At 71.5% G+C, this 13,473-nt stretch carries 14 protein-coding genes and 1 pseudogene; 8 read left to right on the top strand and 7 right to left on the bottom strand.

All coding sequences use genetic code 11. The features are described from left to right. The first annotated feature begins 221 nt into the window (after nt 1-221). Both RV986_RS31415 and RV986_RS31410 read left to right on the top strand, forming a co-directional pair. On the top strand, nt 222-956 hold the full coding sequence (locus tag RV986_RS31415; protein WP_475920611.1) for a hypothetical protein: 735 nt from the start codon (nt 222-224) through the stop codon (nt 954-956). Nucleotides 957-1,015: 59 nt separating this feature from the next. Continuing rightward, nucleotides 1,016-1,375, top strand: coding sequence for a hypothetical protein (locus RV986_RS31410; RefSeq protein ID WP_475920610.1), 360 nt, complete (start codon nt 1,016-1,018; stop codon nt 1,373-1,375). Nucleotides 1,376-1,472: 97 nt separating this feature from the next. On the opposite strand, the gene RV986_RS31405 is transcribed toward RV986_RS31410, so the two are convergent. Both RV986_RS31405 and RV986_RS31400 read right to left on the bottom strand, forming a co-directional pair. After that, nucleotides 1,473-3,191: a peptidase M16 family protein gene (locus RV986_RS31405; protein WP_475920609.1), complete on the bottom strand. Its 1,719-nt coding sequence runs from the start codon at nt 3,189-3,191 to the stop codon at nt 1,473-1,475. 33 nt (nt 3,192-3,224) lie between these two features. After that, nucleotides 3,225-4,175, bottom strand: coding sequence for a hypothetical protein (locus RV986_RS31400; protein WP_475920608.1), 951 nt, complete (start codon nt 4,173-4,175; stop codon nt 3,225-3,227). Between the two features lie 510 nt (nt 4,176-4,685). Here RV986_RS31400 and RV986_RS31395 point away from each other — a divergent pair. Then, complete coding sequence (locus RV986_RS31395) at nt 4,686-5,129, top strand: hypothetical protein (RefSeq protein WP_475920607.1); 444 nt, start codon at nt 4,686-4,688, stop codon at nt 5,127-5,129. Between the two features lie 58 nt (nt 5,130-5,187). Here the strand turns inward: RV986_RS31395 and RV986_RS31390 are convergent, their stop codons facing one another. Further along, the gene (locus RV986_RS31390) at nt 5,188-6,063 is read right to left on the bottom strand and encodes a helix-turn-helix transcriptional regulator (protein WP_475920606.1); all 876 of its coding nucleotides are present in this window, start codon (nt 6,061-6,063) and stop codon (nt 5,188-5,190) included. Nucleotides 6,064-6,216: 153 nt separating this feature from the next. On the opposite strand from RV986_RS31390, the gene RV986_RS31385 reads away from it, so the two are divergent. Next, a complete protein-coding gene (locus tag RV986_RS31385; protein WP_475920605.1) occupies nt 6,217-7,170 on the top strand; it encodes an NAD(P)-dependent alcohol dehydrogenase in 954 nt (317 codons plus the stop codon). A gap of 6 nt (nt 7,171-7,176) precedes the next feature. Here RV986_RS31385 and RV986_RS31380 read toward each other — a convergent pair whose 3' ends face one another. Further along, on the bottom strand, nt 7,177-7,791 hold the full coding sequence (locus RV986_RS31380; RefSeq protein WP_475920604.1) for a MarR family winged helix-turn-helix transcriptional regulator: 615 nt from the start codon (nt 7,789-7,791) through the stop codon (nt 7,177-7,179). A gap of 267 nt (nt 7,792-8,058) precedes the next feature. Here RV986_RS31380 and RV986_RS31375 point away from each other — a divergent pair, with 267 nt between their 5' ends. Next, nucleotides 8,059-8,931: a zinc-binding dehydrogenase gene (locus RV986_RS31375; RefSeq protein ID WP_475920603.1), complete on the top strand. Its 873-nt coding sequence runs from the start codon at nt 8,059-8,061 to the stop codon at nt 8,929-8,931. Nucleotides 8,932-9,056: 125 nt separating this feature from the next. Here the strand turns inward: RV986_RS31375 and RV986_RS31370 are convergent, their stop codons facing one another. Continuing rightward, nucleotides 9,057-9,782: an HNH endonuclease family protein gene (locus RV986_RS31370; protein ID WP_475920602.1), complete on the bottom strand. Its 726-nt coding sequence runs from the start codon at nt 9,780-9,782 to the stop codon at nt 9,057-9,059. A 163-nt stretch (nt 9,783-9,945) separates the two neighbouring features. On the opposite strand from RV986_RS31370, the gene RV986_RS31365 reads away from it, so the two are divergent. Beyond that, complete coding sequence (locus RV986_RS31365; protein WP_475920601.1) at nt 9,946-10,134, top strand: antitoxin; 189 nt, start codon at nt 9,946-9,948, stop codon at nt 10,132-10,134. 336 nt (nt 10,135-10,470) lie between these two features. Here the strand turns inward: RV986_RS31365 and RV986_RS31360 are convergent, their stop codons facing one another. After that, complete coding sequence (locus RV986_RS31360; protein WP_475924499.1) at nt 10,471-11,385, bottom strand: SCO6745 family protein; 915 nt, start codon at nt 11,383-11,385, stop codon at nt 10,471-10,473. Nucleotides 11,386-11,520: 135 nt separating this feature from the next. Between RV986_RS31360 and RV986_RS31355 the strand changes: the two genes are divergently transcribed. Both RV986_RS31355 and RV986_RS31350 read left to right on the top strand, forming a co-directional pair. Further along, complete coding sequence (locus RV986_RS31355; protein ID WP_475920600.1) at nt 11,521-12,102, top strand: TetR/AcrR family transcriptional regulator; 582 nt, start codon at nt 11,521-11,523, stop codon at nt 12,100-12,102. Nucleotides 12,103-12,158: 56 nt separating this feature from the next. Then, the gene (locus RV986_RS31350) at nt 12,159-12,968 is read left to right on the top strand and encodes an SDR family NAD(P)-dependent oxidoreductase (protein WP_475920599.1); all 810 of its coding nucleotides are present in this window, start codon (nt 12,159-12,161) and stop codon (nt 12,966-12,968) included. Between the two features lie 115 nt (nt 12,969-13,083). Here the strand turns inward: RV986_RS31350 and RV986_RS31345 are convergent. After that, a pseudogene (locus RV986_RS31345) lies at nt 13,084-13,428 on the bottom strand (MerR family transcriptional regulator); the annotation flags it as partial. Nucleotides 13,429-13,473 lie beyond the last annotated feature (45 nt).

Here is a 13,473-nt window from a genome sequence, read left to right as displayed (position 1 = left end):
CACGTCACCTATCGGGAAACCCTGCACCCCAATAATCACAAGATTCCCTCAAGGCACGGCAAAAACGTTTGAGCCCATGGAGCTCCTGGCCTCCCATCTCCCTCTTTTGCCGAAACTTGACACGCTCATGCCTGTGCATGTCCTGTGCACCTTTTAGAGTCCGCCCGGACCGAACGTTCCAGTCATCCCATCGGTCATCGACGAAGGACTCAGAGATCCAGATGCGCCACCCCTCCCGCGCGGCCAAGGTGCTGCTCACCGCAGCCGTGCTCCCGCTGACCCTGTCGGCCTGCTCCTCCGGAACCGACGACCACTCCTCCGCCGACTCCAAGGCGACGGCGTCCAGGTCGACGGCCGCCAAGGACCCCAACGCCGGTCTGCTGACGGGTACGCGGCTCAAGAACGCGCTCGCTCCGGCGTCCTTCTTCGCCTCCGGCTTCGCGGTCGACCCCAGCGGTGTGCGGGACTCCGGCACCACGTACTCCACGCCTGGCTCCTCCCCCGCGCCGAAGCCGGACTGCTCCCTGCTCGGCGGCACCAGCTGGATAGCGATCACCGGCGACTCGGGGGTGTCCTTCGCCCAGAACGACTACGTCAGCAAGGCCACTTCCGAGGACATCGCCCAGGAGGTCGACACCTACCGCGGCGCGAGCTCGGCGACCGTGCTGACGGACCTGGCGAAGACCGCCGCCACCTGCGCGACCTTCACCGACTCCCAGACGCACACCGAGGTGAAGGTCGCCGGCGCCACCACCCCCGGCCTGGGCGACTCCGCGTACACCATCACCCTGACCGACAGCGCCTGGGAGAACGGCTCCACCCTGATCGCCGTCCGCACCGGAACCGACGTCGTCAGCGTCATGTCCACGGACGGACACGACAACGGGGCGGCCACGGCGAAGAAGCTGGCGGCGCAGATCGTCACGTCCCTGAAGGACGAACACCAGCGCGCATGACCTGCCGGATGGGAGTATGACGCCTCCGAGAACCTTCTCGGGGAGGCTCGGGGGGCGTGATGAGTAAGCGTTTGGAGGCCGGCTGGGCCCAGCGGATCGCATGGTCGGTTCTGGTGATCGTGACGCTGGGTCTGCTGGTGTGGGTGCCGTTCCTGTACGTGGCGATACGCCGCGGCCGGGGCTCGGACTGGTTCGCCTTCGCCGCGTTCCTGCTGTACGAGCTGGTGATCCTGCCGTGGGCGTCCTTCCAGCCGGACGGGGCGGGTGACACCGTCCTCGGCATGGTCGTGGTCTTCACCATGATGATGGCGGTGGGGCTGCTGCTGTTCGCGGTGTTCGACCGACGGGGACCGAAGAACGCGGTGGTGAGCGGGGTTCCGTTCCCGGCTCCACCGCACAGCAACCCGTACATGCGCTAGGAACTGGCCCGGACCCGGACCCGGGACGAAGGCACCCGTCGGCACCCGTCGGTACGCGTCAGTTCCCGTTGGTACCCATCGGCTCCCCGCCGACGCCTCACCTCCGTCGAGTACTGCGCACCACCCGTACGGCGGGCCAGGCCAGCAGCGCGTCGATGCCCCAGAGGAAGACGGTGAGCCCGGCCCATTCACCGGTGCTGGTCTCCGGATCCGAGGCCCCGAAGACGGTGAACGCGAGGGCGAGGAGGGACCAGAGCCCCGCGAGGACCCCGAAGATGACGAGCATCGCCGTCTGACCGCCGGTACGCCGTGCCGACGCTCCCTCCTGAACGGCACCGGCGGAACCCCCGGCCTCGCCCGCCGACGACGGGGCGGCACGCTCCTGCCGCCGCTGCCGAGGCGGCAGTCGAACCACCGCGGTCGGATGCACCGCCGCGTCGATGGTCGCCATGGTGTGCGCGTCGATCCCGTACTCCCCGGGCTCCACCTCCACGGACAGTCCGTCGGTACCGATGAACCGGCGCCCGCCGTCGGCCCAGCTCAGCTGGGCGGCGCAGGCACGGAAGAGCACGGTGGCCCGCTCCTTGCCCACCGTCAGGCTGACTCCCTCACCCCCGACGACGAGGGCGGAACCGTCCTTGCGCACGGAGTCGAATCGCGTGCCCTGGACGGTGTACGACGAGGTGGTCGGGGCCGCGGTGTAGCCCGCCCAGTCGGCGGTGTGCCCCGCGGGTGCCTGCAGCAGTGCCGTCCCGGCGGCCTCCAGCGCCACCGCGTGCACATGCTGCGGCGTGGTCGCCCACAGCTCGGACCGCAACTCGTCGAGCCCGCGCGGCGGACGGTGGGCCAGCAGGTCCTCCGCCGCGCCCGGCAGCCGTCGTACGGCCGCGTCGGGCGCGGTCAGCGTGGCGTCGGTACGGGTACGTACGGCCTCCAGGTCGCCTTGGGCGATCCGGCCGGCCTGAAGCCCCGCGAGCACGTCGACGAACCCGCCGAGCACCGCGTCCTGCTTGGCGGGCAGGGCGTCCGCGAAGGCGGTGACGGTCGCGAAGCCGTCCCGGCGGGAGGCGTAGTCGCCGGCCGCCGTGTACGAGTAACCGCCCTCCTGGCGCAGGGAGCGGGAGAGTTCGCGTTCCAGGACTCCGGCGTACACCCGGGCGGCGGTGGTGTCGGTGACGACGGCGTCGAGCAGGACGCCGCCCTTGCCGTCGGAGAAGTAGGCGGGAGCGGTGGGGAGGGCGGAGGTGACGGCGGGCATCGGCCTGCGCGCACCGGCGGGCAGCTTGAGCGAGAGCCCGGCCGGCAGCCGCTCCCCGGCGATCCACAGCACGGCGTTGTCCCGCGTGAACCACCGCTGCGCCCACTCCCGTACGTCGTCCGGCCGTAGCCCCCGTACCCCCCACTCCGGGTAGCTGACCAGCCCGTACCCCCGTGCCCCGTACCGCCACAGCGGCAGTTGGCCGCTCTCCCGTCGCGCCTCCTCGGTGCGCAGGATCTCCTTCTCGGTCTCCAGCCGTTCCATGGGCAGGTCGAGGAGGGAGGTGCACACGCCGCCGAGGTAGGCGACGATCTCGTGCTCGGCGCCCGTCACGTGGAAGTGGGTGAACGCGGCCTTGGTCGCGCCGTTGAAGTGGTAGTCGGCCAGGCCCTGGCGGTGCAGCGCCAGATGCTCGACCAGGTGGGTGATCCCGGCCCCGGCGAGCGTCTCGTCGGCGACGCCGACACGGAAGACCAGTCCGGCGCGCATCGGCCCGGCGGCGTACGCGAAGAGGGTGGGTATGCCGTCGACCTCGGTGTGATGGATGCCCTGGCTCATCGTCCGCCTCTGCCTGTGTTGTTCCGCATCCGCTCAGCCTCTTCCGAGGGCGGCGGCGCGGTGTCGTGTGTACGCGTCCGCGGGCTTGCCGAGGTAGCTCCAGGGGTACTCGGAGGCCAGGTTGCCCAACGCGCGGAAGTGCGCGGCGGCGCGGGCGGTGTCGCCGATCAGCGAGAACAGGGCGGCGAAGACGCCTTGGACGGTGACCCAGCCGTACGCCGGCCGGTGGTGCGGGTGCAGCACGGAGCGTTCGGCGGCCTCGACGAGTTCGGCGTGCACGTGGGCCTGGCGCAGGTACTCGGTGCGCTCGCGCCCGTCGGAGAGTGCGAGCCAGTGCTCCAGGTGCGCCTCCGCCACCAGCCCGCCGTTGAGCGCCCCTTCGGGTGCGTTCAACAGGCACTCGCGGGCGAACCCGTGCGCGGCCGCCCAGCTCCCGCTCCACTTGGGGCACAGCTGCTGGAGCAGCCGGGCCTGACCGGTGAAGTGGTACGGGTGGTACGCGGCCAGCCGGTCGTACCTCCGTCGCGCCTCGTTCTGCCCGAGTTGCAGCCCCATGGCCGTGGTCAGACGTGCGGCCCAGGCCGCGTCGTGGGACGGGTCGAGGGCGGTGGCGCGGATGAGCAGCCGCTCGGCTTGCCGCAGGTGCGCGTGCAGCCCCGCGAACTGCTCCCGGCTGACGTGCTGCGCACGCGCGCTGCTCCGGATCTCCCAGCCGAGTTCGACCTCGCGGGTCCCGAGCAGCGTCAGGGCCAGTACGTCGTCGGGGGCGGCGCCGACGAGTTCCCGCAAAGGGTGTTCGACACCGGGCACCTCGGCGACGACCCGGACGAGAAAGGCCCGCTCGACCCCGTGCGGAAGCCCGTCGGCGTAGTGCCGGATCGCCGCCCAGTCCCGCGCGGCGGCGGCCTGCCGCAGCCAGCCGGCCTCGGGAAAGGCGGAGGCGAGCTCGAAGTCGGGGGGTGGGAGGGATGTGTCGGTCGGCATGGAGCGGATGGTAAGTGGCGGGTTGAAGGCGATTTCCGGTCAGGTGTGCGGAAGCTGTGGGAACACACTGCCCAAACAGCACATAAGGGGGTCGACTTGACTATTCGATGACCTTGCTCGACCCGACCATGACTCGAACTTGGGTTCGCCTTGTGTGGAGAGACCTCCCGCCTTTCCGATGGCTTGAAACAATCCATGGACGGGCAAGGGGCGACGACAGAGGACAGACGACATCCGCCGCACCTGGCCCACGAGAGCCGGACGCACCCCTACGGCCGTCGCGCACCCCCACCGCACGCTCACCGCACGTTCGCCTTGCGCGGACGCGCACTGGGCTGCGCGCGGCCGGCCTCGCGGGCGGGGAGCCAGGCCACTCGCGCTCTTCTCGCCCTCGCCCTCACCCTCGCCCCCGTCCCCGTCCTCCACCCTCGTCCGCTTCCGCTTCCGCTTCAGCTTCCGCTTCAGCCTCACCCATCCCTACCGTTCCCTACCGCACCAGGAGCCCCACCCATGGCACTCAACGCCCGCCGCGCCAGACAACTGCTGGAGACCTCGGCCCCCTTGCTGCTCCAGGACGAGCAGGTCGAACTCACCAGTCTGGCCGGCATCGGAACGGTCTCGGTGCGCAAGCAGGCCCTCACCGCGGCGCTGGTCGGCGTGCTCAGCGCGGGCACGGTCATGGCGACGGTCACGCCGCGCCCGATGTACATCGTCCTGACGAACCAGCGGATCCTGTTCTTCGACGGCAACCGCGGTGGCAAGCCGGGCAAGCTGCTGATGAACCTCCCGCGCCCGTACGTCACCGCGAGCGCGCCCAAGAAGACCTTCCTGGGCCTCAAGGTGGTCACCCACCTGACCGTCGAGGGCCAGGAGGGCGCCCTCAAGGTCGATTTCCCGGTCCAGACCCGCGCCGACGGCCACCGGTTCGCCGCGGCCCTGCCGGTCACTCGCTGACGCGCCCCGGGGCCGCGCGCGGCGGCCCCGACTCGCACCACCCCGCGCTCCGCTCGGCCTAGCGACCGCCGGAGGCGTTGATCAGGCCCGCGAGCAGTTGGAGTCGCTCGGCGTCGGGGCCGCCTTCCTCGGCGGTGTAGACGATGAGCAGGGGGCCGGGGGTGCCCGGCATCGGGTACGCGTCCCAGTCCAGGTTCAGTTCCCCGACCAGCGGGTGGTTGACGCGCATCCGGCCGCGGATCGTGTCCTCCACGTCGTGGCGGGCCCACAGCGTCGCGAACTCATCACTGCGGACGGCGAGTTCGCCGACCAGCTCGACGGCGCGCGGGTGCCCGGGCTCGGCGGCGACCTGGCTGCGCAGCATCGCGGTCAGCTCGGCGACGGTGGCGGCCCGCTCCGGGCAGGCCTGGTCGGCCTCCGGGTGCAGGAGCAGCGACAGCAGATTGCGGTCCGCCCGCGGCAGTTCGGTGAACTCGCCGAGCAGGACACCAGCGAGCGGGCTCCAGGCCAGCAGGTCCAGGAAACGACCGACGACCACGGCGGGCGAGGTCATCGTGCGCAGCAGCCGCAGAGTGGTGGGCGGCACCTCCTCCGGCGCGTACGCACGGGGGCGCCGGGCGGGTGTGCGCGCGGCGACGGCCAGGCTGTGCAGGTGGCGGGTCTCCTCGGCGGAGAAGTTGAGAGCACGGGCGAGGGCGTCCAGCACCTGGTCGGAGGGCCTTACGTCGCGCCCCTGCTCCATGCGCTGGTAGTAGTCCGAGCTCACCCCGGCCAGCAGGGCCAACTCCTCGCGCCGCAGCCCGGCGACGCGCCGCCGCGGGCCGGGTTCCAGGCCGACGTCCTGCGGACGCACCCGGGTTCGGCGGGTCCGCAGGAACTCGGCGAGTTCGTGTCGGGGATCGTCGGTCACGGCAGCTACGGGATCGTCGGTCACGGCGCCAGTATGCCCGCGGCGCGGCCCGTGAAGGTGGGTCTGCCAGTCCCAGGAAAGAGCGAACGACCCTGCCGCGGCGGCCAGGGCCCAGGATCGGAGCTGTAACAGCCGACCACGGGCCGACGGTGGACCGACCACGGAAGGGACAGCGCCATGAAGGCCGTTCAGATCACCGGTTACGGCGACGCGGCGGACGTACTGCGGGTCAACGACGTCGAGCGCCCCGCCCCCGGCGCGGGTGAGGTACTGGTGTCGGTCGAGGCGTCCAGCGTGAACGGACACGACGTGATCGTCCGTGCCGGGGAGATGAAGATCGTCTCGGGACGCCGGTTCCCGCTCGGCACGGGGCTGGACTTCGCCGGTGTCGTCACCGAAACCGGCACCGGCGTCGAGGGCCTGCGGACCGGGGACCGGGTCTGGGGCACGGTGCACCCCCGGCAGCGGCACCTCACCGCCGGGGCGGCCGAGTACGTCGTGGTCCCCGCGAACCGCCTCGCCCCCGCCCCGGCGGAACTGTCACCGGGCGACGCCGCCTCCCTGGTCGTGGCGGGCGCGACGGCGCTGATCGCGCTGCGGGACACCGTGCACCTCGCGAGCGGGGAACGGGTCCTGGTCCGCGGCGCGGCGGGCGGAGTCGGCACGGCCGCCGTCCAACTCGCCCACGCCCTGGGCTGCCACGTCACCGCGCTGGCCCGCGACCGCCACGCCGCGGCCCTCACCGACCTGGGTGCCGACAAGGTCTTCGACTACGGCACCACCACCTCGGACCGACTCGGCCCGTTCGACGTCATCGTCGACACGGTCGGCACGGAACTGAACTGCTACCGAAGCAGGCTGGCCAAGGGCGGCCGGATGGTGACCGTCGGGCTGTCGGGCCCCGCCCTGGCCGCGATCGCCGCGTCGAGCGTGTACGGCGCCCGCCGCATCCGTACCTTCAGCGCGAACCCGGACACCGCCGTGCTGCGCGACCTGGCCGACCGTGTCGCCTCGGGTGCGCTGCGTCCCGTGGTCGACAGCGTGTACCCGCTGACGGACATCGTCGCCGCGCACCAGGCGTTCGAACGCGGCGGCGTCCTGGGCAAGCACGTGGTCGCGGTGTCCGGATGAGGTCGCTCACCGCCCGCCGCTGCCACCGCCGCTACCGCTGCCGCTGGCATTGCCGCTGCCGTTGACCTTGTCGTCAGCGTCGGCGCCGGTGTCGGTGTCGGCGGTCGGAGCGTGCTGCAGGAGCTTCGTGGCCAGGGTGCGGATCCGGGTGTGTTCGGTGGGTGTGAGCGACGCGGTGAGTGCGGCGACCCGCCGGCCCATCTCGGCGGTGCACCGGTCGGTGAGCTCTCGCCCGAGCGGAGTGAGAGCGACCAGGACGGCCCGGCCGTCGTCGGGCGAGGGGTGGCGCTGAACCAGGCCGCGCTTCTCGGCGCGGGTGACCAGACCCGTCATGGAGGACTTGTCCAGGCCGAGGTGACGGGCGAGTTCGAGCATGCCGGGCCGACGGTCGCGCAGGATGCCGAGCAGCCGGGCCTGGACGAGGGACAGGTCGTGTTCGGCCGCGATGCTCGCCAGCATGCCCTGGACCAGGAACGACAGCTGCACCAATGCGTCGACGGTGCCTTGCGGTTCATCGACCCTCTGGTCGCCCGACGGGTCCAGGGGGTGTCTGGGCGGCATGGCGGCTTCCTCTTCTCGGTGCTCGGCCTGGGACGCGGATCCGCCCAGCTTGATACGCATCACAAACTACCTTGACGTAGTACGCGCCACCAACTACCGTCAAAGTAGTACGCGACACAAACCATTGTTCCGCGATACCCAACCCCCGATCCCCGATCCCAATCCGCGATCCCCGATCCCAATCCGCGATCCCCGAGGCCAGGAGGCCAGGAGGCCAGGAGGCCGACCACCCATGCACGCCGCCGTAGTCCACTCCTTCGACGCCCCGCCCCGCCCCGCTACGACACCATCGACACCCCCCGGCCCGACGGGGAACACGAGATCCTGGTGGACGTCCTCGCCGCCGGGCTCCACCCACGGGTGCGCTCCGGCGCCAACGGCACGCACTACACCTCCGACGACGCCCTGCCCCTGATCCCGGGCATCGACGCGGTCGGCCGCACCGCGCAGGGAGAACTCCTCTACTTCGTCGCCCCGGACAACGCCGCCGGCACCATGGCCGAGCAGGCCGTCGTCGACCGCCGCCGCGCCATCGCCCTCCCGGACGACACCGACCCGGTCGCGGTCGCCGCCGCGATGAACCCCGGCATGTCCTCCTGGGTGGCCCTCCGCCGCCGTGTCACCCTCCCGCCCGACGCCCGCGTCCTGATCCTCGGCGCGACCGGCAACGCCGGCCAACTCGCCGTACAGATCGCCAAACACCTCGGCGCCGCCCATGTCGTGGCCGCCGGCCGCGACCCCGAGCGCCTGGACCTCCTGCCCGCCCTGGGCGCGGACGAGACCGTCTCCCTCCTCGGCGACCCCGAGAAGGTCGCCGACCACCTGGGCCGGAGCGCGGGCGACGCGGACGTCGTCATCGACTACCTGTGGGGCCCCGCCACCGAACACGCCATGCCCGCCCTGCTCACCGCCCGCCCCGAGCGCAGCAAACCGCTGGCCTGGATCCAGATCGGCTCCATGGCCGGAACCGGGATCACCCTCCCCTCCGCCTACCTCCGTGCGGCGAACCTGCAGATCATGGGCAGCGGCCAGGGCTCGGTCAGCACCGCCGGAATCCTCGCCGAACTTCCCGCCCTCGCCGCGGAGATCGCCTCCGGCGCCCTGACCGTGGCCCCTCTCGCCCTTCCCCTCTCCGAGGTCGAGCAGGCCTGGAACACGCCCACCGCCCCCGGCCAACGCATCGTGCTGACTTCGCGGTGACCGACCGCCCGTCAACCGGCTCCGAGAGCCCGGCCAAGCCGGGCACCCCGGGCACCCCGGGCAGCCCTGGCAGCCCAGGTGCTCCGGGCACCCCAGGTGCTCCGGGTGGGCCGGGGCGGACCGTGTCAGTTCGCGTGGAAACGTTTCGGTGCCTGGGTCGGGTTGCCGCCCGAGGGGAGCTTCTGGCCGGGGCACTCGGAGAGCACCTTCTTCATCGCGGCCTTCTCCCCGCTGGTGACCCACAGCCCGTACTTCTTCTTCACGGCCACCTGCGCGGCCACATACGCGCAGCGATACCCCTTGTTGGGCGGGAGCCAGGTCGCGGTGTCGCCGTCACCCTTGCTGCGGTTGGTGCTCGCGTCGACGGACAGGAGATTGAGCGGGTCGTTGGCCAGCGCTATCCGCTTACTGGGATCCCAGTACTTGGCACCCTTCTGCCAGGCGTCCGAGAGCGCGACCACGTGGTCTATGTCCACCAGGCTGCGGCCGCGCTTGAACGTCACGTCCTTGCCGGAGTACGGGTCGGGGTCGAGCGTGCCGGAGGTGACCTTGCAGGTGCCGCCGGTGAACCTCACCTTCTTCAGGTCCCGCTTGAGGATGTCGTCACGGGTGTCGCACTTGTTGGAGTCCGTGTCGGCCCAGGCCGTACCGAACCTCGCCCTGCTGTACCCCGTCTTGGGCGCGCGCCCCTTGACGGTCAGTGAGTTCACCGCGGTGAGCGCGGCACCGCCGGCCCCTGTCCCCTGCGGTCCCGCGGAACCGATGGTGTCCTCCGTGCAGCCGCCGACTCCGGCACCGACGGCGAACAGCACCAGTGCGGACGCGACCGCCCCACCCCTCAGACGCACCACGACGCCCCTCCCCTTGCCTCCCCGGGTCCGCCCTGTACGGGCGTATTTCCCCTGGTGCCCACGGTAGCGGCCGGTATGCCGGGGCCATACCCGCCTTCAACGGGCAATAGGTGCACGCCGGGCGTATCGTCGGTGGTGACGTACCTCCGGAAGGAGCTTCCGCATGGGCATCTTCGACAGATTCAAGGGCCAGGCGAAGTCCAAGGGCAAGGACCTGTCCGACACCGCCGAGCGGGACATCAACGAGAAGACGGGCGACAAGTACACGAAGCAGGTCGACGACGCGCAGCAGAAGATCGAGGGCGCGATGGGCATGGACCGCGACCCGACCGACCGGCCCGAACAGCCTTAGCGCCGACCGGCCTTGGCCCGGACGCCTTGGCTCGGAACGGCTCGGCTCGGAACGGATGTCCTCCCGCACCGTCGCCACCAGCGCAGGCGTCACCCGCGCAGGCGTCACCGGTCGGCCTGAACCGCCGTCAGCCCGAGACGCCGGAACGGCCCGGACACCGCCGAACAGCCGCCGAACAGCCGTCAGCACCCGAGGCCCGAGCGCTCCGAACAGCGGTCACTCGGAGACGCACCGAGGCACGGCCCACCCGCAGAGCGACCGACCGTGACACCGAAGCCGTCCGCGACGATCAACCTCCCGCGGGCGGCTTCGCGTTGAGCCCGGGTGTCCCGCGCCTCACACCTTTCCGATGCCCAGCGTCGACTCCGAAGGCAGCAGCCCCGAGCCCAGCACCGCGACCCAGAACTCGCCCAGCAGCTCGACGAGGCGGGCGCGCTCGGCGGGGGTGAGGGCGCGCCAGGGGGCGGCGGCCAGTTCGTCCGTGTGGCGTTCGACCTCGGCCCGTATCGCGCGCCCCTCGGGCGTGGCGATACCCGAGTCGGTCACGAGGCCGCGCGCGACGAGCCGTTCACGGGCCGCGCTCCACTCCTGCGGGCTCCAGCCGCGACTCTCGAAGCGCTCGACGGAGGCCGCTCCGATCGCCGCGAACGAGACGAGCGCCTCGACCGGGTCGAGCCCGGCGACGAGCAGCGCAGCGAGGTGACCGTCGCCCCGATGTTCACGCAGGATCGTCGCCGCGTGCCACAACTGGAGGTGCGGAGCCTCGGGCCACGCAATCTCCACGTTGGCGGCGGCCATGGGGCGGCCCGCGGTGTTCACCGCCTCGGCGACGCGGCGCAGCAGCCGGGCGGCCTCGGCGAGTTCGGGACCTGTCACGCGGTCGCCGAGGATCGCCCGGTACGCCCGGTCCATCGCGCGCACCCTCGCCTTCAGCACCTCCGCGGGGCTTGCCGTGACCCATGCGGAGTCCATGTGCTCGGCGACCATCCGCGGACTGAAGCTGTAGAAGGCCGACGTCACGCGCTCGCTGCCGACCGGCCCCAACGGCGCGGCGCGGAAGGGAAAGTACGACGGCCAGCGCTCCCCCGTCCCGTACCCGAGCGCGGCCGCCTCCTCGAAGACCTCGGGCGCGTAGTAGAACACCGCGTGCAGGGGCTCCAGCAGGTGCCACAGTCGACGCACCTCACCCAGCTCGATGTCGATGCCGATGTCAACACCGGCGCCAGCGCCGGCACCGTCCCCCTGAACCATCTCGTCGACCTCACTGCCGTTCTCCGACATGACGAACCCCCTCGTCCCGTCCGTTCCCACCCATTCAACAACTTGACACTGACAAGATTGCCCCATCCCGCCGAACTTGTCAACGACTAGATTGCGCGTACGCTGATGCCCATGAAGACCACCGCCGAACGCCCCTACCACCACGGCGACCTGCGTCGCGCGATCCTGAGCGCCGCCCTCGACGTCATCGCCGCCGAGGGGCCGTCCGCGCTGAGCCTGCGCGACCTGGCCCGCCGGGCGGGCGTCTCGCACGCGGCTCCCGCCCACCACTTCAAGGACCGCACCGGCCTGCTCACCGCGATCGCGGCCGAGGGCCACGAACTGCTGTCGGCCGCGCTCGCGGAGGCCACGGACCTACGCGACGCGGGCGTCCGCTATGTACGCTTCGCGCGCGAGCACCCCGCGCACTTCCAGGTGATGTTCACACCGGAGCTGCTGCGCGAGAACGACCTCGAACTCACCACGGCCCGCGCCCTCACGGCGGACCGCCTGCGCACGGCGGTCGCCGCCCGGCACACGGAACCCGGCATCGACCCCCGTCTCGCCGGAGTCGCCGCCTGGTCCCTGGCCCACGGCTTCGCCACGCTGCTCCTCAGCCACAACCTGGACGGCCCGCTCGGTGAACAGAACCCCGAGGAGGTCTTCCACACCCTGACGGGAATGCTGTTCCAGTCATCGTCGGCGTGACCCTGCCGTCCCGCCCTTGACCTTGTCCCTGGCGGCAGGGTCCGACGATCCCCCCCATGGAGATCACGAAGAACACAGGAATCACGGGGAACTCGGAGACCACGAAGAACGCCGAGACCACCGCCCGTACCGTCCTCGTCACCGGAGCCGGCACCGGCATAGGCCGCGCCACCGCCCGCGCGTTCGCCGCGCAGGGCGCACAGGTCGTCGCCGTCGGGCGCCGTCCGGAACCCCTCGCGGAGACCGCCGCCGGACACCCCGGCATCACCCCGCTCGCCGCCGACATCACCGCCGAGGACCCCCATGACGGACCCGTCCACATCATCCGCAGGGTCCTCGACACCCAAGGGCGCCTCGACGTCCTGGTCAACAACGCGAGGATCGTACGGACGGAGTCCCTCGGCGGCTACACGCGGGCGTCCGTCGAGCCGCTGCTCGCCACCAACCTCACCGCGCCCGTCCTGCTGACCCAGGCCGCGCTTGCGGCGCTCACCGAGAGCCAGGGTGTCGTCGTCAACGTCAGTACGTCCGTGGGCCTGCGCGCCTGGCCCGGCAACTCCCTCTACGCCGCCACCAAGACCGCGCTCGAACTGCTCACCCGCAGCTGGGCCGTCGAACTCGCCCCACGCGGCATCCGGGTCTCCGCGGTCGCCCCCGGTGCGATCGCCACCCCCATCAACACACACTCCGGTTTCACCGCGGAGCAGACCGCTGCGATCCGCGCGTGGCAGCTCGCGCACACCCCGCTGGGCCGCGTCGGCCGACCCGGGGAGGTCGCCTGGGCGATCACCCAACTCGCCTCACCCGATGCCTCGTTCGTCACCGGCGTCGTCCTCCCGGTCGACGGAGGCGCCGTCCTCACCTGAGCGAAGCCCCGGCCACGCCCGAACCGTCCGCCACACGCGAACCGTCCGCCGCACGCGAACCCTCCAGCACATGCGAAGCCCCCGCCGCACGCGGAGTCTCCACCGCACGCGAAGCCCCCGCCTCCCGCAACGCCCCGGCCAACCGTTCGCGAACGGCCAGCTGTGCCGCGATCCGCTCGTCCATCACGGCCAGACGTTCCCGCGCCACCCGCAGCGCCTCCTCGGACGCGGGCATCGCCGCCACGTCCCGGTCCAGGCAGGACAGAAAGACGCGCACGTCGTCCAGGGTGAGGCCGGCGGACAGCAGGTGGCGGATGTTGCGTACGCGGGTGACGGTCCGCTCCTCGTACACGCGGTAGCCGTTCGCCGCGCGCCGCGACTCGATCAGCCCCGCCTGCTCGTAGTGGCGCAGGGCGCGCGGAGTCGCGCCCGTCACCCGCCCCAGCTCACCTATCCGCACCTACGCGCGCCCCTCCGTACCCCTCCGCGCGCACCTCGCACGCCC

Source organism: Streptomyces sp. RLA012 (genome assembly GCF_056270325.1).
Note: the sequence above shows the minus strand (reverse complement) of the source record. Positions and strands in the feature narration are given on the sequence as shown.

Coding starts and splice junctions, on each gene's coding strand:
- RV986_RS31415 (WP_475920611.1), top strand. CDS start 222: ATGCGCCACCCCTCCCGCGCGGCCAAGGTGCTGCTCACCGCAGCCGTG.
- RV986_RS31380 (WP_475920604.1), bottom strand. CDS start 7,791: ATGCGTATCAAGCTGGGCGGATCCGCGTCCCAGGCCGAGCACCGAGAA.
- RV986_RS31405 (WP_475920609.1), bottom strand. CDS start 3,191: ATGAGCCAGGGCATCCATCACACCGAGGTCGACGGCATACCCACCCTC.
- RV986_RS31350 (WP_475920599.1), top strand. CDS start 12,159: ATGGAGATCACGAAGAACACAGGAATCACGGGGAACTCGGAGACCACG.
- RV986_RS31360 (WP_475924499.1), bottom strand. CDS start 11,385: ATGGTTCAGGGGGACGGTGCCGGCGCTGGCGCCGGTGTTGACATCGGC.
- RV986_RS31410 (WP_475920610.1), top strand. CDS start 1,016: ATGAGTAAGCGTTTGGAGGCCGGCTGGGCCCAGCGGATCGCATGGTCG.
- RV986_RS31355 (WP_475920600.1), top strand. CDS start 11,521: ATGCCCATGAAGACCACCGCCGAACGCCCCTACCACCACGGCGACCTG.
- RV986_RS31365 (WP_475920601.1), top strand. CDS start 9,946: ATGGGCATCTTCGACAGATTCAAGGGCCAGGCGAAGTCCAAGGGCAAG.
- RV986_RS31385 (WP_475920605.1), top strand. CDS start 6,217: ATGAAGGCCGTTCAGATCACCGGTTACGGCGACGCGGCGGACGTACTG.
- RV986_RS31395 (WP_475920607.1), top strand. CDS start 4,686: ATGGCACTCAACGCCCGCCGCGCCAGACAACTGCTGGAGACCTCGGCC.
- RV986_RS31400 (WP_475920608.1), bottom strand. CDS start 4,175: ATGCCGACCGACACATCCCTCCCACCCCCCGACTTCGAGCTCGCCTCC.